The sequence below is a fragment of the Hornefia butyriciproducens genome, from assembly GCF_009695915.1.
GTDB classification, from domain to species: Bacteria; Bacillota; Clostridia; order Peptostreptococcales; family Anaerovoracaceae; genus Aminicella; species Aminicella butyriciproducens.
The window spans coordinates 69,197-87,850 of the sequence record NZ_VUMZ01000006.1 but is presented as its reverse complement, the minus strand read 5'-3'; the positions used below and the strand labels follow the sequence as shown (position 1 = coordinate 87,850).

Sequence of the window (18,654 nt, the reverse complement as noted above, 5' to 3'; positions counted from 1 at the left end):
GGATAATCAGTAAGGCACAACATTATACATGGAATCTGCAATGCTGCAGGCATAGAGAAATGGAGTGAAGAATCATGACAACAGACCCGGATAGTCTGCCGTTATCATGTGTTATGGCCGTGGCGGCCGCGCTGGTCATACTGAATATGATCGTTATCATCTGTAATACCGCGATGGATTCAGTCAGCAGGAGCAAGGTGCGCGGCTGGATGGAGGAGGAACCGCGGGATCCGCGGGCAGAGAAGTTGTGGAAGCTTCTGGAGAAGCCCTCCCGTTACCGTTATACTAACAATCTGCTGAGTTATGCGATCACAGCCGCCGGCGCGGTTCTGGTTTTGCTGCTTCCATACAACAAAATCGTCAGCGTTCTCGTGTTCCTGGCCGTTATCGTATCTGTGGGTGAGATATTCCCCAGAAAACTGTCTTCTCAGCACGTGGAGTCTATCGCCCGGAAAATGGCGGGAGTTCAGACGTTCACTTATCGTCTGCTGCTGCCGGTCACCTGGCTTGAACTGCAGATCGCCAATATCTTTCTGCGTATGTTCCGCCAGAAAACCGATGTGGACGAGCAGGAGTTTTCCGAAGATGAAATCATGTCCATGCTGGAGGTCGGTCAGCTGAACGGTGAACTCCGGGAGGAGGGCAAGAAGATGATCGGGAGTATCTTCCGGTTTGATGATGAGCTTGCCTATGAGATTATGACGCCGCGGACGGACGTGTTCATGATCGACATCACGGATCCGCCGGAGGAGTATGTGGATCAGCTGATGAAACTGAGGTACACCAGGATGCCGGTATGCAACGGCGGCGCGGACGATATCATTGGAATTCTTCATATCAAGGACTATCTGATCAAAGCCCGCGAGGAGGGTTTCGACAAAGTTGATATACGCGGAATTCTGCGCCAGCCGTATTTTGTGCCGGAAACAAAGAAAATCGACACGCTGTTCTTCGAACTTCAGAAGGAGAAGCAGCACATCGCCATTCTGATCGACGAATACGGCGGCTTCAGCGGAATCGTGACGATGGAGGATATTATCGAGGAAATCGTGGGCGATATAGACGATGAATACGACGAGGAAGAGGAGAGCATCGAGAAACTGGATGAGGATGATTATCTGGTAGACGGAAATACAGACCTGGATGATCTCAATGAGGCGCTGGGAACGGATCTGGAATCGGACCGCAGCGAAACCATCGGCGGATACCTGATCGATATGATCGGCGAAATTCCGCGGGACGGATACGTCAATCAGGCGGTGTCCTTTGAGCGGTACACTTTCACGATCCTGTCCGTGAGAGAGAGACGGATTGAAAAGGTCCGGCTGCATATTGACCGGAATTACTCGCCTCAGGATGAGGATGAAAAAACAAGAGAAGAAAAGGAAGAGCAGAAATCATGAGCGCGGCAGAAAATTCACAGAGAAGGGAGCATGTTTCGCGGGCGCTGATGGAAAAGGCGGCGGAGGCAGCGCTGTCTGCCGAAGGCGTCAGCAGTATGAACGGGACGCTGACGGATACGCTGAAGACCGTACCCGGGCTCCCGACGCCGGTCAGAGGCGTAAAGATGTCTGACGATGATGACAGGCTGGACATCGATCTTCATATCAATGTTTATTATCGCACGAAGATCCCCCAGCTTGCCTGGGATATTCAGAGAAAGGTGAAAAAGGCAATGGAGGAGGCATGCAGCCTGCCTGTCAGGGAGATCAACATTCATGTAGACGGCGTGGAAGCAGTGGAGGAAAGAGAATGACCAGAAGAGAAGCCAGAGAATTTATGATGAAGGTGCTGTACCAGATGGATGTGACCTCGGATGATATGACGGGGCCTCTGGAACGATATGTCCGGGATACCCGCCTGGGCATTCAGAAGGAATACTGTGAATCGGTCTATGAGAAGTTCTGTGCCCATAAAGAAGAAATCGACAGTGAGATCGCCCGCTGCAGCATCGGATGGAAAATCGAGCGGATGCCCAGAACAGATGTGTCGATTCTGCGTCTTTCAGTCTGCGAGATTCTGTATATGCCGGATATTCCCCCCGCTGTTTCTATCAATGAGGCGGTGGAGATAACGAAGAAATACGGGACAGATCAGTCTCCGAAGTTTGTAAATGCCATCCTGGGCAGCATTGCGAGGGAGAGAAAATGAGCGGCAGATGTTTTCTGGGAATAGATACGAGCAATTACAAGACCTCGGTCGCGCTGGTAGATGAGGACGGAGAGATTCTGGCAAATCATCAGCGATTCCTGACAGTTAAGGAGGGGGAACGGGGGCTCCGCCAGTCTGACGCGGTTTTTCAGCATGTGAACCGGCTTCCGGAAATGATGGAACAGCTGTTCCGGAAGCCGGGCGGGTTCGACGGACGCGAAATTGCGGCGGTCAGCGTGTCGGAAAGGCCGCGCCCGGTGGAAGGCTCGTATATGCCGGTGTTTATGGCGGGGCTCGCCGTGGCTCGATCCACGGCGGCGGCGCTGGGCGTGCCTCTGTACCGGGTATCCCATCAGGAGGGTCATATTGAAGCGGTTCGCCACGGCACGCCGCTGGAAAGGTCGAAGCGGTTTATATCATTTCATTTTTCCGGCGGAACGACGGAGGCGATTCTCGTGGAGGAACGGGAAGCCGGGACATCGTACCAGATTGTCGGAGGCAGCCGGGACATCTCCTACGGGCAGCTTCTGGACCGGGTAGGGGTTGCGCTGGGGATGCACTTTCCCTGCGGCGCGGAGCTGGACGAAATCGCAATGAAGAGTTCCGGCGGCAGCGTCTCCGGGGTCGGATGGCACAACGGAAACAGAGGATGTGGTGTGACCCTGAGCAAAGATGCCGCAGAAAAATCAGGGAAGAATCCGGAAACGGTGAGGATTCCGGTTATCCGCAGCAAAGACGGCTGGATCAATCTGTCAGGAATCGAAACCTGCTGTCAGCGTCTGATCCGTGAGGGAGCGGAAACGGAGGCGCTGACCCGGGCTTTGTTCCGGGAAATTACAGTATCCATTGGAACGATGACCCGCCAGATTGCCGAGAAGTATGATGTTGCGGATTTCCTGTATGCCGGAGGCGTTTCATCAAGTCAATATGTCAGGACCCATCTGGACACCGGAACGCGCAGATACTTCGGTGCACCGGAGCTTTCGGCGGACAACGCCGTGGGAGTGGCCTTATCAGGAGGTAAATATTATGCCGCTGAAGCCTGTCAGCGTAACACAACTGAATGATTATCTGAACCGCGTGATCAGCACGGATCCGCTTCTGAGCAGCGTAACGGTGCAGGGCGAGGTCTCCGGTGTCAAATACCATTCCAGCGGACACGTATACTTTTCCCTGGTGGACAGCCGCTCCAGACTGAGTTGTTTTCTTCACCGGGAGAAGGCTATGCAGCTGCAGGAAAAGCTGACAGACGGAATGGAACTGACGGCGTCCGGCGGGATCACCGTCTTCTCCAGAGGCGGGAGTTACTCTCTTTATGTGCGGTCACTGGAAATCGAAGGGAAGGGCGATCTTGCGGCCGCATTTGAGCAGATGAAGCGGCGGCTGGATCGGGAAGGACTTTTCAACCCAGCACACAAAAAACCGCTTCCGCCGTATCCGGACAGGATCGGAGTGATCACAGCCGGTACCGGCGCTGCGATCCGCGATATTCTGAAGATTATTCGCAAACGGAACAATGTCTGTGATGTGGTTGTTTTTCCCACGGCCGTCCAGGGGGACGGTGCGGCGGAAAAAATCGCCCGGGCTATTGATTTTGTCAACGAAAATTTCAACGATATCGATATCCTGATCGTCGGCAGAGGCGGCGGATCCGCGGAGGATCTGTGGGCGTTCAATGAGGAGGCGGTGGCAAGAAGCATTTATGCGTCCCGGATTCCGATTATTTCAGCGGTGGGTCACGAGATTGACTTTTCGATTTCTGATCTGGTGGCGGATGTGCGGGCGGAAACTCCTACCGCGGCGGCTCAGATTGCCGTACCGGATACGGAAGAACTGTCCGGCCAGCTTGAGACCTGGAAAGAGCAGCTGCGGCGTCAGCTGGAAAACAGTCTGATGTATCAGAATCTTAAGGTGGAAAATCAGATCCGCATGCTCCGGGACGGTCTGGAGTCGAAAATCAGCGGTGTGCAGAACCGACTGGAGCAGTACCGGACGGTTCTGAGGGAGAACGATCCGCGGCGGATCCTGGCGCAGGGGTACTCTATCGTTGAAGACAGCCGGGGCCGGGTGATGCTGGACGCAAACCTGATCAGCCCGGAGGAAACATACAGAATCACGTTTCATAACGGTTCGGCGGAGGGGCGCCTGAAGAAGACAGGAGATGGTAACGATGAGTGAGAACAAAATGAGTTTTGAGGAGGCACTGAGCCGTCTGAAGGACTGCTCGGAGAGGATTAAGGCTCCAGAGATCAGTCTGGAGGATTCCATCCGCTGCTATGAGGAAGGAATGGAATATTTCGAGCTCTGCAGCAGGACCCTGAGAGAGGCGCAGCAGAAGATTGAAACATTTGAGATTAAGGAGTGAACGTGCTGAAGAAGTGCTGAAGAAGGGAAGGCTGAGCAATGAAGGAAAATTATGATGAATATAAACAGGTGGTAGAAGACCACCTGCTGGATTTCATTCCGAATATCGATGCAAAGAGCGGTACGTTGTATGAATCCATGAAATACAGCCTGACGGCCGGCGGAAAACGGCTCCGCCCGGTTCTGCTGCTGGCGGCCTGTGAGTTTGCGGGGCGTGATTCCAACGTCGCGCTTCCATATGCCTGCGCATTGGAATACATTCATACCTATTCGCTGATCCACGATGATCTTCCGGCGATGGACGACGACGAGCTGCGCCGGGGCAAACCGACCAATCATATGGTTTACGGCCCGGGCATCGCGACTCTGGCGGGGGACGGACTGCTGAACACGGCGTTTGAGGTTATGTACAAAAATCTGTTCCTCTGCTTTGACGACCCCGCTGAACTGAAACGCCGGATAAATGCCGCCTACGTGATCTCCAAGGGTGCCGGCGTTCGCGGAATGATCGCGGGACAGGTTTCCGACATCGAATCAGAGAACAGGGAATGCTCCCGGGAAATGCTGGATTACATTCACCTGAACAAAACAAGCGCGCTGATCCGCTGTGCGGTAGAGGCGGGGCTGTACCTGGGCGGCGCAGAGGATTCCGTGATGCGCGATATGATGCGTTACGCTGAAAATCTCGGTCTGGCCTTTCAGATTGCGGATGATATTCTGGACGTTCGCGGAAATGCGGGAGAGATGGGAAAGAAGACCGGCGAGGACGAAAAGAACGCAAAGGTGACCTACGTTTCCCTGCACGGAATGGAGGCTTCGGAAAAGAGACTGCATGAACTGACGGAGAATGCGGTCGCGGCCATCGCTGATTATTATGATAACGCGGAATTTTTCCGGAACCTTGTACTGAAACTGGAGAAGCGCACATACTGACACGGGAAAGGAAATTCTCCGACTGTGCTTGGAAATCCGTAGAATGAGAAAGACTGCGGAAATCGACCGGCGGAGAGGGAAATTTAAGGAAACAGGACGGGAACAGGATGAAAAAAAATCTGACTGACTATAATTTTCCGGAGGATCTGAAGAGCATGGACGAATCGGAGCTGGAGCTCCTGTCCTATGCCATTCGGGATTTTCTGATTCAGAAGGTATCTGTAACGGGAGGTCATCTGGCCTCCAATCTCGGCGTTGTGGAGCTGACCATCGGGATACATAAGGTTTTTGACAGCCCCCGTGACCGGATCATCTGGGATGTGGGACATCAGTCCTATGTTCACAAGATCCTGACCGGACGGGCCGGACAGTTCGATCACCTCCGCCAGAGCGGGGGAATGAGCGGATTTCCAAAGGCCGCGGAGAGCGAGCATGACGCATATGATACGGGACATTCCAGCACGTCACTGTCCGCCGCCGCCGGAATGGCAGTAGCCAGAGATCTCAGGAAGGAGAAATACAATATCATCGCGGTGATCGGAGACGGCTCGATGACCGGCGGAATGGCATTCGAAGCACTGAACAATATCGGCGCGTCCAAATCCAAGGTAATCGTCATTCTGAATGACAACGGCATGTCCATTTCGAGAAATATCGGCGGACTGTCCAACCATCTGATCCGTCTGCGCTCCTCCGCCCGCTATATGGATGTCAAGAAGACGGTGAGGGAAAGTCTGAACCGCATTCCCGTAGTGGGCAGAGAACTGACCTCCGGCATCTCCAGCGCCAAGGAACGGATGAAGTATGCGATCCTGAACGAAGGTATCATTTTCGAGGAGCTTGGATTCACTTATCTGGGGCCCATCGACGGACACAAAATCGAGGACGTAATCGAAGCTCTGGAAAATACAAAAAAAGTGGAAGGTCCTGTCATTCTCCACGTAATTACCAGGAAGGGAAAGGGGTACCGGAACGCGGAAGCGGATCCCGACAAATTTCACGGGATCGGGCCCTTCAATCTGGAAACGGGAAAGGTTCTGTCATCACCGCAGCTGAGCTGGTCCCGGGTGATGGGGGACACGCTGACAGAGCTGGGACGGGAGAACCGGAATATCGTCGCCATAACGGCGGCCATGGAGTCCGCAACCGGGCTGAAACCGTTTCATGAAGCCTGTCCCGGCCGCTGTTTTGACGTCGGAATTGCTGAAGCGCATGCGGTGACCTTCGCTGCGGGACTTGCCAAAGGCGGCATGCGGCCGTTGGTGGCTATTTATTCCTCCTTCCTTCAGCGAGCCTATGACCAGCTGCTGGAAGACGTCTGCCTGCAGAATCTGCCGGTGGTTTTCGCCATTGACAGAGCCGGCATCGTCGGCGCAGACGGGGAAACACATCACGGGCTCATGGATCTCTGCTATCTTCTTTCAATGCCGAATATGCGGATTCTGGCGCCGGCAGACGGCGGTCAGCTCAGGGCCATGCTTCGGTATGCGTTTACTCTGGACGGGCCGGTTGCGATCCGTTATCCGAGGGGCGGATGTGAGCAGGGTGACAAAGAGCAGGTTTTCCATGGCGGAAACTCCCGTCTGTGTGACGGATCGGACGGCGATATCTGGGCGGTGGGTTCAATGGTGAGTCACGGACTGAAGGCCCGGGAGATCCTTGCGGCACAGGGGCTGCATGTGGGCGTTGTTGCGGTATCGGAGGTGAAACCGGCGGATCGGACTTTGTTAGAGAAGAAAAGCCGCAGAATTTTCACGCTGGAAGACGGCATGACCATCGGCGGATACGGTCAGTATATGGGTGCGCAGTTGCCGCCGGAATATGAAATCCTAAGCCTGGGGTGGCCGGACTCGTTCATCGAGCACGGCACGCCGGCAGAACTCTATCACCGTTACAGGCTGGACGGAGAAGGAATTGCAGAAAGGATCCGTGAATACATTGAAGGAAAGGCTTGACGTTCTGCTGGTGCAGAAAGGATTTTTCGATTCGAGAGAAAAGGCGAGACGGTCCATTATGGCGGGACTTGTCTTTGTAAACGGACAGCGCAGCGATAAAGCTGGGAACAGAACAGATACGGAAGCAGAGATTACGGTCCGGGGAAATGAATGCCCCTATGTGAGCCGCGGCGGATACAAGCTGGAGAAATCTATCCGGAGTTTCGGACTGGAGCTTTCCGGAAAAACCTGCGGCGATATCGGTGCCTCCACAGGTGGCTTCACCGACTGTATGCTGCAGAACGGTGCAAAAAAGGTCTACGCCATGGACGTGGGATACGGGCAGCTGGACTGGAAACTGCGGACGGATCCCAGAGTCGTCAATATGGAGAAGTGCAACGTGCGGTATCTGGAACCGGCACAGATCCCGAAACCGCTGGATTTCATAAGCATCGACGTATCCTTTATTTCACTGAAAATGATTCTTCCGGTGGCTGAGCAGCTGCTGAGCCCGGAGGGAGAGATGGTCTGTCTGGTCAAACCGCAGTTTGAGGCCGGAAGGGAACAGGTCGGAAAAAAAGGCATTGTCCGGGATCCGGGGGTTCACTGTCAGGTTATCCGCCGGTGTATCGGATATGCAGAGGAAAACGGTCTCGTTTCATACGGTCTGACCTTTTCTCCTGTGACCGGTGCGAAGGGAAATATAGAATATCTTTTACATGTTGGCAAACCTGAAAAATTGCGTTATAATCAAGTTACAGTCGATGAATTAATCGATAACGTGGTGAAACAATCACATGAGGAATTAAGGTAACTTATTAATGTTATGTAAAGGAGTAAGAGAGTCATGAACATTTCTAAGAGAGTGAATGCGATGCAGTTCTCACCGATCCGGAAATTCAATCCGATGGCCATTGAGGCAGAGAAGAACGGAAAGAAGATCTATCATCTGAACATCGGACAGCCGGATGTGGAGACCCCGGAATGCTTTATGGAAGCGATCCGGAATTTTGATGAAAAGGTCATTGCCTATGCGGAGTCAGGCGGAAGGCCGGAACTGATCAGCGCGGTTATCGATTATTACAAAAAGTATGACATCGAACTTGAACCTTCGAATATGATTGTCACAAACGGAGGATCCGAGGCGCTGAGCATGGCGTTTCTTTCCCTGCTGAACGATGGCGATGAGGTTCTGATTCCTGAGCCGTATTACACCAACTATTCCACGTTTGCTCTGATGGCGGGCGGCATCGTGAAACCGATCCCGGCGGACGCTTCCAAGGGCTACGCCTATGCCGACAGAGAGAACATTGAAGCGTGCATCACGCCGAAGACCAGAGTCATCTGCTGTCTGGAGCCGGGCAATCCTACCGGTAATGTCCTGACTCTGGAGGAAATGAAGGTGATCTGTGAAATTGCGGAGAAGCACGATCTGGCGATTATTGCGGATGAGGTTTACAGAGAGTTCGTTTACGACGGAAGAACTCCGGTATCCTTCGGACAGCTGTCGGAGTATGCGGACAGAGTTATCATCGTGGATTCCGTTTCCAAGAGATTTTCCGCCTGCGGCGCCAGAATCGGTCTGCTGATTTCCAAAAACAAAGAATTCATGAGCGGCTGCATGAAGATCGCTCAGGGTCGTCTCTGTGTGTCCACCGTGGATCAGATCGGCTCCGCTGCGCTGTTCCGTCTGCCGGATTCTTATTACGAAGAGGCGAAGGCGATTTACTGCGGAAGAAGAGACGCAGTTGTGGAAGAACTGAGGAAGATTCCGGGCATGAATGTCGTAGTTCCCGCCGGTGCTTTCTATCTGACCTGCGCTCTGCCGGTAGAGGATATCGAGGATTTCCTGACATTCCTGCTGACCGAGTTTGAAGATAACGGTGAATCCGTGATGTTCGCACCTGCCGCAGGTTTCTATGCGACGCCGGGCAAGGGCAAAAATGAGATCCGTATCGCTTATGTTCTGAAAGAGGAAGACATGAGGAGAGGTGTAGAACTGATCCGCCTCGGCCTGGAAGCTTATAACAAAAAGCTGGGAAAATAGAACAGGAGGCAGAATGAAATTATCCCCGATGATGGAGCAGTACATGAACATTAAGGAGCAGTATAAGGACTGCATCCTGTTCTTCCGTCTCGGCGATTTCTATGAGATGTTTTTCGATGACGCCAAGCTGGTTTCGCGCCTGCTTGAGCTGACTCTGACCGGAAAAAGCTGCGGCCTGGAGGAGAGGGCTCCCATGTGTGGAGTCCCCTTCCATGCCGCAGATTCTTATATAGAAAAGCTTGTCCGCATGGGCTATAACGTGGCCATATGCGAACAGCTGGAGGATCCGGCAGAAACAAGGGGAATGGTCAAGAGAGGAGTCGTCCGCATCGTGACACCGGGAACGGTGACCTCTGATGCGATGCTTCATGAGAATGAGAACAATTATCTTGCGTCTGTATATATGAGTACCGGCGGGATGTCAGTTGCATACTGTGACATTTCCACCGGGGAACTTTATATTACAGAAAAGACCGGCGGAGCCAATATGTTTGAGGATATGATCAACGAGCTGGTCAAAATCAACGTCAGGGAAATCCTGATCAATCAGGAAGCGGCGCAGAACTATGGAGAGGGAGAAATCCGTGATCTGACGGATTCCTTCATTCATGTGATGCCTGATTCCTACTACTCTAAAAAATCGGCGGAGACGGCGATAAGAGCCCAGTTCGGAAGTATATCTCTGACGGCTCTGGGCATTGACGGACGGGAACTGTGCATTCTGGCTATGGGAGCATTGCTGTCCTATCTTCTGGAAACCCAGAAACAGAATCTGAAACAGCTGACCCGCTGCCAGTTTTATGAGATCGGAAATCACATGTCTCTGGACAAGGCGACGATCAGAAACCTTGAGATTACAGAGACATTGTATGATAAAAAAGTGCAGGGCTCGCTTTTGTGGGTCCTGGATAAAACCTCCACCGCGATGGGCGGGCGCAGACTCAAGCAGTGGTTGCGGGAACCTCTGAACGAGTCCGGCGAGATTAATCTCCGCCTGGACGCCGTGGAAGAACTGACGGAACAGCCGCTTCTGCAGAACAACATCGTGGAGGCGCTGAAGCAGATCTATGATTTTGAGCGTCTCTCGGGTCGGATTGCCGCAGGCAGTGCTAACGCGAAGGATCTGATCGCTCTGCGGAATTCCATCGAGTGCCTGCCGGAAATCCGGGACAATCTGAGTGATGCGCGGAGCGAACTCCTTAACGGACTCGGTGCGGAGATTTCAGATCTTTCCGAGGTGTACCGAATGATTCAGGAGGCAATTGTGGAGGAGCCGCCGTACACGGTGAAAGAGGGCGGACTGATCCGGGAGGGCTTTTCTGAGGAACTGGACATTCTGAAGGACTCTATCCGTGATGCGAAGGACTGGATTGCCGGACTGGAGCAGAGCGAAAAATCGCGTACCGGTATTCAGCACCTGAAGGTGGGATATAACAAGGTATTCGGCTATTACATTGAAATCAGCCGTTCCAACCTCGATCAGACGCCGGAGGAATACATCCGCAAGCAGACCCTGGTGGGCGGGGAACGGTTTATCACGCCTGAACTCAAGGAGAAGGAGAGCCTTGTTCTGAACGCCGAGGCGAAAATCAACAAACTGGAGTATGAGATTTTTACCGGTCTGCGGGAGAAAATCGGAGAGTACATCCTGGAGATCCAGAAGACCTCCGCCGCTATTGCAGTTCTCGACGTCCTGTGCTCCTTCGCCACGGTGAGCATGCGTTTGGGTTATGTGCGCCCGACGGTGGATGACAGCAGACTGCTCTCCATCGAGAAGGGCCGGCATCCTGTCATTGAGCAGACGACGGAACAGGGACTGTTCGTGTCCAACGATACTTATATGGACAGCGATCAGTCCAGCATGCTCATCATAACCGGGCCGAACATGGCAGGGAAATCCACCTATATGCGGCAGACCGCGCTGATCGTTCTGATGGCGCAGGCAGGATGCTTTGTCCCTGCACAAAAAGCCCACATCGGCGTCTGCGACCGGATCTTCACGCGCATCGGCGCATCGGATAATCTGGCTCAGGGGCAGTCCACATTCTTCGTGGAGATGAGTGAGCTTGCGTATATTCTGCGAAACGCCGGAGAGCGGAGTCTGATCATCCTGGACGAGATCGGACGGGGCACCAGCACCTATGACGGGCTGTCCATCGCCTGGGCCACGGTGGAATACCTCTGCAGCGAGAAACGCCGGATCCGGACGCTTTTCGCTACGCATTATCACGAGTTGACCGTGCTGGAAGACGAGCTTCCCGGAGTACGTAACCTGAACGTGGATGTGTCGGAGGAGAACGGCAATATCATTTTCCTGCACAAAATCGTGCCCGGCAGCGCGAGCCGAAGCTACGGTGTCCATGTGGCGCGGCTGGCGGGCGTTCCTTCCCGGCTTCTGAACAGTGCGGAGGACAAGCTTGCCCGCCTGGAGGCGGAGGGCTCGGGGAATTCTGTGACAAAGGCGTTTTCCCGTGAACCGGCGAAGGAGGAACCGAAGCAGCTGTCTTTCTTCTCACGCGAGCCGGTTCCCGTTGTAGAGGAACTGAAGAAGATTGACCTGATGAATGTGACGCCGTCTCAGGCGATACGCATTCTGGAGGATCTGAAGGAATTGATCGATGATTAAATTACTGGAGAAAAACATTGCGGACAAAATCGCAGCGGGGGAGGTTATCGAACGGCCCATCTCCATCGTCAAGGAACTGGTGGAAAACTCCATCGATGCCGGTGCCTCTGAGATTACGGTGGAAATCAGAAACGGCGGAAAGACATTTGTTCGCGTGACGGACAACGGCTGCGGAATCCCCCGGAACGAGGCGGAAACCGCATTTCTGCGCCACGCCACCAGCAAAATCGCAACGCTGGCGGATCTGACGGCGATCAATTCTCTCGGATTCAGGGGCGAGGCACTTGCCAGCATCGCGGCGGTGACCAGAACCTCTCTGATCACAAGACCCCCGGAGGAGAGAACCGGGTGCCGCATCACGATACACGGCGGTGAAGTTATCGAAAACACAGGAGTAGGCTGTCCGGAAGGGACGACGATGATCGTTACCGACCTGTTTTATAATACGCCTGCACGTCGGCAGTTTCTGAAGTCGGACTCTGCCGAGAGCGGACTGATCATCGATTTTGTTTCAGAGATGGCGATGGCGTATCATGACCGAAGGTTCCAGTTAATCAACAACGGACGGAACCTCTTCAGCACGCCGGGTGACGGAAATCTGAAGAAGACGATCGCTGCGGTCTACCATCGCCGGGAATATGAGGAACTGGTAGAGGTGGAATACGGAGAGAACGGATACTCTGTGTCCGGCTGTATTTCGAGACCGTCCCTGACTCGCAGCACCAGACGGGATCAGGTGTTCTTTGTGAACGGACGCATCGTCAAGAGCAGGATCATGGAGCGGGGGGTATCGGAGGGATACCGGGAACGGCTCGCTGAAGGCCGGCAGCCGGTCGTGTTCCTGTTCCTGCGCACGGATCCGGAAACGGTGGATGTCAACATCCATCCGAACAAGAAGGAGGTCCGCTTTCACGATGAGAAGGCGGTCATTTCCGCGCTGAAGGCGGCGGTGTTTCGGACGCTTGCCGCAAAGGATGCGGTGGTCGAGGTGCGGGATTACTTTCCTGCCGCAGGGGCAGGGAGCACAGAAGAAGCGAAGTCTTCCGCACCGGGAACCCCGGATGCTCCGGGCAGTGACCGGCCGGAGCCTTTCCACATCAGTGCCGGACAGGACGGTCTGCTTCGAAAGGAGCGAAAAGAGGATCAGGTTGACATAAAACATATATTGTCCAGAATGCGGGAAGAAGATCAGGAGACGTCTTCGGCATCTCCGACAGCCGCTACGCATGCATCGGCGGCAGATCCGGCAGCTTCATCGACTGCATTTTCGGAAGATAGAACAGCCGGATCCGGAGCTTATCCGCCGGCGGCGGGAGGAAGCTCGGCGGTAATGGATGCTGCGGCGATGACTGACGGGAAACCTTCGGCGGAACGTGACCCTTCGGCGATGGATCTCCGCGGACCGCGGCAGAAGCCTTTCGACTTCAGCGGGCTGAAGATCACCGGTTCAATTTTCGATACGTATATCACAGCGGAGGATTCTGACGGATTTTACCTCATCGACCAGCACGCGGCACAGGAACGGATTTTCTATGAACGTCTTGCGGAGGAATATCTCAATGACGATAAACCTTCTCAGACCATTCTGACGCCTATTACACTTGAGGTGCCTCTGAGCGTCAGGGAGGAGGAATATGACTGGATCGACTCCCTGCGGGACATGGGCTATCACATAGAAGAATTCGGCCCAAGTTCCTATATCATCAGGGAAATCCCGTACTTCATGGAGATATCTGAGGCGGAGTCCTTTCTGCATGATTTTGTGGACCAGATCGGTGAGCAGGATGACCTGCGCAATACTGTGGTCATCGATAAGCTGATCACCCGATCCTGCAAATCCGCTGTCAAGGCCCGCGACCACATGTCGGACATGGAGCTCCGGCAGCTGATCCGGGATCTGGCCCGGTGCCGGAATCCCTTCTCCTGCCCCCACGGCAGACCGACCTTTATCCGTTTTTCCATGTATGACATCGAAAAGATGTTCAAGAGAGCGTGACTCGGAATGAATGATACAGACAGAAAAATCATCGCGATCTGCGGTCCCACTGCGGTCGGCAAGACCCGATTCGCCATCGAAGCCGCACTGGCGCTGGGAGGAGAGATTATTTCCTGTGATTCCATGCAGCTTTATCAGTACATGGATATCGGCAGTGCCAAGCCTACTGCGGAGGAGCAGTCGAAGGTCCGTCATTATCTGGTGGATCAGATTGACCCGCGGGAAAGTTTCTCCGTCGCCCGTTATCAGAAGCTGGCGAAGACAGCCATCGAAGAGGTCTTTGTCCACGGAAAGATCCCGATTATCGCAGGCGGAACCGGTCTCTACCTCAATTCACTTCTGTACGATATGGATTTCAGCGCGCCCCCGGAGAACAACGGGTTTCGCGACGCGATGTACGCTCTGGCGGAGGAGCAGGGTCCGGCAGCGGTCTATGACCGGCTGAGGGCGGCGGATTCTGCGGCGGCAGACAGGATCCATCCCAATAATCTGAAGAAGGTGATCCGGGCGCTGGAGGCGGCGGAGGCGGGGAACAGGGTGAAGGATTTTGCTTCAGATCCTGTTCCGACAAAGGATTATTCGCCTGTACTCGTCGGGCTGAACCGCGATCGTCAGGAACTCTATGACCGCATCAACCGAAGAGTGGACATGCTGATGGAGCAGGGACTGGAGCAGGAGGTTCGCAAGCTTCTGAGCATGGGTCTTACAGGAACGGATATTTCCATGAAGGGCATCGGCTACAAAGAACTCATCGGATATATTCAGGGGGAATACGACCGGGAGGAGGCCGTGCGGCTGATTAAACGTAACACGAGACATCTGGCAAAGCGGCAGCTGACCTGGTTCCGGCGGTACAGGGACATGAAATGGTTCAGCATATCGGAATATGAAAGTGAGGAGCGCTGTATCTGCGCAATGAACGAATGGCTCAGGGAACAGATAAAATCGTAAAAATTCATAACAAGAGTGACCGGCCGGACAATATCGTCGAGACGGAAAATGAAATCGACGAGGAGTGTGAGAAACTGGAGACGCAGATGCCCCGGTTCCTGAGAGGTTTTTTTATCTATCTGCGCGGAAACGTGCTTCCCATGACCCGGCTTGCCTACCTTCGTGACATCAGGTTCTTTCTGAATTATCTGGTTCGGGAGACAGATCTGACGGAGGCGGAGAGCATCGGGAAGATCACACTGAAGGAGTTTGACGCGATCCGGGCGGCGGACATCAATATTTATCTGGATTACTGCAGGAAATACAGGGTAGAGACAGAGAAAAACATTACCGTCTATGAAAATCACAGCAAAACTCTGGCCCGCAAGAAATCTTCTGTTTCCGTGATGTTTAAGCAGCTGTACCGGGATGAGCTGATTTCCAGAAATATTACCGACGGATTCGATCCCATCCGGGTGCAGAAGGCGGACGAAAGGGAGATTAAAGCACTGCAGGATGATGAGGTAATGATCATGCTGGATGCTGTGAGCACCGGCACCGGCCTGACGGAGCATGAGCGGGCTTATTGGGAGAAGACGAGAAAGCGGGACAAGGCGATTCTGATTTTGTTCCTGACCTACGGACTGCGTCTCTCGGAGCTTCAGCAGCTGAATGTGTCCTCTTTCAATTTCAGCCGGGGAGAGTTCAAAATCTACCGGAAGAGGGGAAAAGAATCCATCATGCCAATGAACGATTCTGTGACCGCGGTGATTCACGATTATCTGAATAACGAGCGCAAGGAAGACAGCGCCGTCGTGCCGGAGCACCGGGACGCACTGTTTCTGTCTCTTCAGGGACGCCGGATGACACAGCGGCAGATCAGGGAGCTTGTGAAGAAATACACATCCATCGCGCTGAAGACCAGCCGCAGTGCAGGCTACAGCCCGCATAAGCTGCGGGCAACGGCGGCAACCAGTCTGATCGGACGGGGCAATTCAATTTATGATGTGGCGGCGCTGCTGGATCACGAGCAGGTGACGACGACCCAGCTCTACGCCCGTCATAAAGCGAACGTCAAGCGTGATCTGGTCCATGGCATGGAATGGGAAATCGAACGGCGCGAAACCGAGCAATACGAAACTGTGCGGCATGAAACTGAGCGGCATGGGAACGGGCGGCATAAAGCAGAACGGTATGAGACTGAATACGGAAACGGAGAGGATAAGAATGAAAAATGAGATTCATCAGCTTCTGGCTGAAAAATACAGTATTGAGGACGCAGTAATCAGACATGTGGAAGTATGCGGAGAACAGTTATCCGGACGATTCACCGCACAGGACGAAATCCGGGAATACAATCAATACAAAGTTTTGTCCGCACTGCAAAAAAATCGCATTGCGGATATGCATTTCGGATGGACGACCGGTTACGGCTACGACGACGCTGGCCGGGAGGCGACGGAGCGGGTATACGCTGAAATTTTCGGTACGGAGGCTGCGCTGGTGCGTCCTACGATTGTAAACGGAACTCATGCGCTTGCCATCACTTTGATGGGACTTCTCCGGCCTGGAGACGAGCTGATCTACTGCAGCGGCGGACCGTATGACACCCTGGAAGAGGTCATCGGCATTCGGGGCCGGGGAAAGGGCTCACTGGCGGATTACGGGGTAAAATACAGACAGGTGGAACTGAAGGCGGACGGGAGTATCGATCTTGACGGCGTAGCAGCGGCGATCGGCCCTTCCACCAGGATGGTCTGTGTGCAGCGCTCCACAGGTTACAGCTGGAGGAGGGCGCTGACGATTCCGCAGATTGAGGAGTGGGCGTCCTTTGTGCATAAGGAGCACCCGGAGATCATCTGCATGGTCGACAACTGTTACGGGGAATTTACGGATATCCGGGAACCTTCTGAAGTGGGCGCGGATGTTATCGCCGGCTCACTGATCAAAAATCCGGGCGGCGGACTGGCGCTGTCCGGCGGCTATGTGTGCGGTCGGGCGGAACTGATTGAAAAAATCAGCTACCGCATGACATGTCCCGGTATCGGTGCGGAGTGCGGTCTGACTTTTGGACAGACCAGAGCAATGCTGCAGGGACTGTTTCTTGCACCATCTGTGGTGAACGGCGCGGTGAAGGGCGCTTTGCTCTGCGGGCAGGCGTATTCCGCTTTAGGATATCGGGTCTGCCCCGAATCGGAGGCAGCGCGGTCGGATATTATTCAGGCGGTCCGTCTGGAAAGCGGTGAGTCGGTGGTCGCCTTCTGCGAGGGAATTCAGGCGGCCGCTCCGGTGGATTCCTTTGTGCGGCCGGAGCCATGGGCTATGCCGGGATACGAGGATCCTGTGGTCATGGCGGCCGGCGCATTCGTGCAGGGTTCCTCCATCGAACTGAGCGCTGACGGACCTATGAGGGAACCGTTTATCGTCTATTTTCAGGGAGGGCTGACATATGAACACTCCAGGCTAGGCGTCATGAACTCTCTGAACCGACTGTACCGAAAGGGACTTCTGAAGGGAAGGGGACTTTGTGTATGAGTGACAAAGGAAGCAGGGAAAAGCGGCTGCGCCGCGCTCTGACGATACTAAAGCTCGCTATGCTTGTCGCAATTGTCGTCGCCCTGCCGATTTATATCATCATCTGTCAGAAGGATGTGATTTCCGGATTTCGCAGTTACTCGGATGCGATTCATTATCTGCGGGGATTCGGCATCAGGAGCGTCATGATTTATCTTGCAGCTGAAATTCTTCAGATTGTTGTAAGTGTGCTTCCGGGAGAGATTTTTCAGTTTGCCGCCGGTTCGGTGTTCGGTTTTTTTCCGGGACTTATCCTGACGCTGGCAGGCTGTGCAGCAGGCGAAACCGTGGCCTATTATCTGGCGCGTTTTCTGGGTGAGGACGGACTCGAACTGATTCTCGGAAAGGAACGGATGGAAAAATATGTGAGCCGTTTCAACAGTGAAAAAGCGTATATTCTGACATTCCTGGTTTACCTGATCCCGGGGATTCCGAAGGATCTGGTATGCTATGCCGCCGGAATCTCGCACATGAAATTCCGTGCCTTTCTTCTGCTCTCCCTTGTCGGCAGAATTCCGGCACTGTGCGGATGCCTGCTTTTCGGCGATATGATGATGAAAGGAAATTATCGGGGGATGATCGTGATCGGCGCTGTCTGCGGCGTGATTCTGCTCCTGTGTTTCATCTTCCGGAAGAGAGTCAACCTGTTTATCGATCAGATTTATGAGAAAATATCGTAAGGAACGCCCCGGAAAGCATCGCCGCGGAGCCATTGACAGAATGAAAGGCAATTGCTATAATTTATATAGAATTAAATATGTCGGTACAGTGCCGTGGGCGGAAGTCTGCGGTTAAAAGGGAATCGGGTGTGAGTCCCGAACGATCCGGTCACTGTAAACAGGGAGTTCTCCCGTACTATGCCATTGGCAGCATACATCTGGCGCAGACGACGGGGCCGCAATGCTTCGGCGTTCCGGTTGTCACCGTCATTTCGATGCTGTTGAGAAGGCGCGGAGGAACAAAGATCTGTAAGTCAGGAAACCTGCTGTATCAGAATTATCGGCGAAATGCTTCTGGGGAGAGTGTGCCTGTAATAATAACATGATGAAACATTGAACACATTGCATCATTGTTCCGCTGCAACAGATATTTCATGTAG

At 53.7% G+C, this 18,654-nt stretch carries 16 protein-coding genes and 1 riboswitch; all 16 genes read left to right on the top strand.

From position 1 onward, the window contains the following. Positions 1 to 113: 113 nt before the first annotated feature. The 16 genes from FYJ64_RS07415 to FYJ64_RS07340 all read left to right on the top strand — a co-directional run bounded on the left by FYJ64_RS07415 (position 114) and on the right by FYJ64_RS07340 (position 18,235). Positions 114 to 1,403: a hemolysin family protein gene (locus tag FYJ64_RS07415; RefSeq protein ID WP_235897146.1), complete on the top strand. Its 1,290-nt coding sequence runs from the start codon at positions 114 to 116 to the stop codon at positions 1,401 to 1,403. Next, entirely contained in the window at positions 1,400 to 1,756 is a 357-nt protein-coding gene (locus FYJ64_RS07410; RefSeq protein ID WP_154574546.1) for an Asp23/Gls24 family envelope stress response protein, read from the top strand. The genes FYJ64_RS07415 and FYJ64_RS07410 overlap by 4 nt, the downstream gene beginning before the upstream one ends. Beyond that, the gene (gene nusB, locus FYJ64_RS07405) at positions 1,753 to 2,151 is read left to right on the top strand and encodes a transcription antitermination factor NusB (RefSeq protein WP_206045588.1); all 399 of its coding nucleotides are present in this window, start codon (positions 1,753 to 1,755) and stop codon (positions 2,149 to 2,151) included. The genes FYJ64_RS07410 and nusB overlap by 4 nt, the downstream gene beginning before the upstream one ends. Further along, a complete protein-coding gene (locus tag FYJ64_RS07400; protein ID WP_154574544.1) occupies positions 2,148 to 3,218 on the top strand; it encodes a tRNA (adenosine(37)-N6)-threonylcarbamoyltransferase complex transferase subunit TsaD in 1,071 nt (356 codons plus the stop codon). Before nusB ends, FYJ64_RS07400 begins: the two co-directional genes overlap by 4 nt. Continuing rightward, entirely contained in the window at positions 3,181 to 4,329 is a 1,149-nt protein-coding gene (gene xseA / locus FYJ64_RS07395) for an exodeoxyribonuclease VII large subunit (RefSeq protein WP_206045587.1), read from the top strand. The genes FYJ64_RS07400 and xseA overlap by 38 nt, the downstream gene beginning before the upstream one ends. Beyond that, positions 4,322 to 4,516, top strand: a complete 195-nt coding sequence (gene xseB, locus FYJ64_RS07390; RefSeq protein ID WP_206045586.1) for an exodeoxyribonuclease VII small subunit — start codon at positions 4,322 to 4,324, stop codon at positions 4,514 to 4,516. Before xseA ends, xseB begins: the two co-directional genes overlap by 8 nt. 38 nt (positions 4,517 to 4,554) lie before the next feature. Further along, positions 4,555 to 5,448: a polyprenyl synthetase family protein gene (locus FYJ64_RS07385; RefSeq protein WP_075711870.1), complete on the top strand. Its 894-nt coding sequence runs from the start codon at positions 4,555 to 4,557 to the stop codon at positions 5,446 to 5,448. 107 nt (positions 5,449 to 5,555) lie between these two features. Further along, the gene (gene dxs / locus FYJ64_RS07380; protein WP_154574541.1) at positions 5,556 to 7,403 is read left to right on the top strand and encodes a 1-deoxy-D-xylulose-5-phosphate synthase; all 1,848 of its coding nucleotides are present in this window, start codon (positions 5,556 to 5,558) and stop codon (positions 7,401 to 7,403) included. Continuing rightward, entirely contained in the window at positions 7,387 to 8,196 is an 810-nt protein-coding gene (locus FYJ64_RS07375; RefSeq protein WP_154574613.1) for a TlyA family RNA methyltransferase, read from the top strand. Before dxs ends, FYJ64_RS07375 begins: the two co-directional genes overlap by 17 nt. A gap of 33 nt (positions 8,197 to 8,229) precedes the next feature. Further along, positions 8,230 to 9,429, top strand: coding sequence for a pyridoxal phosphate-dependent aminotransferase (locus tag FYJ64_RS07370; RefSeq protein ID WP_154574540.1), 1,200 nt, complete (start codon positions 8,230 to 8,232; stop codon positions 9,427 to 9,429). Between the two features lie 13 nt (positions 9,430 to 9,442). Then, positions 9,443 to 12,055: a DNA mismatch repair protein MutS gene (mutS, locus tag FYJ64_RS07365; protein ID WP_154574539.1), complete on the top strand. Its 2,613-nt coding sequence runs from the start codon at positions 9,443 to 9,445 to the stop codon at positions 12,053 to 12,055. Next, positions 12,048 to 14,051 (top strand): DNA mismatch repair endonuclease MutL, encoded by a 2,004-nt coding sequence (mutL, locus tag FYJ64_RS07360; protein ID WP_154574538.1) that lies wholly within the window; start codon positions 12,048 to 12,050, stop codon positions 14,049 to 14,051. Before mutS ends, mutL begins: the two co-directional genes overlap by 8 nt. A gap of 6 nt (positions 14,052 to 14,057) precedes the next feature. After that, positions 14,058 to 15,002, top strand: coding sequence for a tRNA (adenosine(37)-N6)-dimethylallyltransferase MiaA (gene miaA / locus FYJ64_RS07355; protein WP_154574537.1), 945 nt, complete (start codon positions 14,058 to 14,060; stop codon positions 15,000 to 15,002). Further along, on the top strand, positions 14,975 to 16,219 hold the full coding sequence (locus FYJ64_RS07350) for a tyrosine-type recombinase/integrase (RefSeq protein WP_154574536.1): 1,245 nt from the start codon (positions 14,975 to 14,977) through the stop codon (positions 16,217 to 16,219). The genes miaA and FYJ64_RS07350 overlap by 28 nt, the downstream gene beginning before the upstream one ends. Then, complete coding sequence (locus FYJ64_RS07345) at positions 16,209 to 17,516, top strand: methionine gamma-lyase family protein (protein ID WP_154574535.1); 1,308 nt, start codon at positions 16,209 to 16,211, stop codon at positions 17,514 to 17,516. The genes FYJ64_RS07350 and FYJ64_RS07345 overlap by 11 nt, the downstream gene beginning before the upstream one ends. Continuing rightward, entirely contained in the window at positions 17,513 to 18,235 is a 723-nt protein-coding gene (locus tag FYJ64_RS07340) for a TVP38/TMEM64 family protein (protein ID WP_154574534.1), read from the top strand. The genes FYJ64_RS07345 and FYJ64_RS07340 overlap by 4 nt, the downstream gene beginning before the upstream one ends. Before the next feature lie 69 nt (positions 18,236 to 18,304). Then, positions 18,305 to 18,559, top strand: a riboswitch (cobalamin riboswitch). The last annotated feature ends 95 nt before the right edge of the window (positions 18,560 to 18,654 follow it).

Bases quoted from the DNA above. Each gene is read 5' to 3' on its own strand.
- FYJ64_RS07350 (WP_154574536.1), top strand. From the start codon at position 14,975: ATGGCTCAGGGAACAGATAAAATCGTAAAAATTCATAACAAGAGTGAC.
- FYJ64_RS07385 (WP_075711870.1), top strand. From the start codon at position 4,555: ATGAAGGAAAATTATGATGAATATAAACAGGTGGTAGAAGACCACCTG.
- miaA (WP_154574537.1), top strand. From the start codon at position 14,058: ATGAATGATACAGACAGAAAAATCATCGCGATCTGCGGTCCCACTGCG.
- FYJ64_RS07340 (WP_154574534.1), top strand. From the start codon at position 17,513: ATGAGTGACAAAGGAAGCAGGGAAAAGCGGCTGCGCCGCGCTCTGACG.
- FYJ64_RS07400 (WP_154574544.1), top strand. From the start codon at position 2,148: ATGAGCGGCAGATGTTTTCTGGGAATAGATACGAGCAATTACAAGACC.
- FYJ64_RS07345 (WP_154574535.1), top strand. From the start codon at position 16,209: ATGAAAAATGAGATTCATCAGCTTCTGGCTGAAAAATACAGTATTGAG.
- FYJ64_RS07410 (WP_154574546.1), top strand. From the start codon at position 1,400: ATGAGCGCGGCAGAAAATTCACAGAGAAGGGAGCATGTTTCGCGGGCG.
- xseA (WP_206045587.1), top strand. From the start codon at position 3,181: ATGCCGCTGAAGCCTGTCAGCGTAACACAACTGAATGATTATCTGAAC.
- mutL (WP_154574538.1), top strand. From the start codon at position 12,048: ATGATTAAATTACTGGAGAAAAACATTGCGGACAAAATCGCAGCGGGG.
- mutS (WP_154574539.1), top strand. From the start codon at position 9,443: ATGAAATTATCCCCGATGATGGAGCAGTACATGAACATTAAGGAGCAG.
- FYJ64_RS07415 (WP_235897146.1), top strand. From the start codon at position 114: ATGGCCGTGGCGGCCGCGCTGGTCATACTGAATATGATCGTTATCATC.
- dxs (WP_154574541.1), top strand. From the start codon at position 5,556: ATGAAAAAAAATCTGACTGACTATAATTTTCCGGAGGATCTGAAGAGC.
- nusB (WP_206045588.1), top strand. From the start codon at position 1,753: ATGACCAGAAGAGAAGCCAGAGAATTTATGATGAAGGTGCTGTACCAG.
- FYJ64_RS07370 (WP_154574540.1), top strand. From the start codon at position 8,230: ATGAACATTTCTAAGAGAGTGAATGCGATGCAGTTCTCACCGATCCGG.
- xseB (WP_206045586.1), top strand. From the start codon at position 4,322: ATGAGTGAGAACAAAATGAGTTTTGAGGAGGCACTGAGCCGTCTGAAG.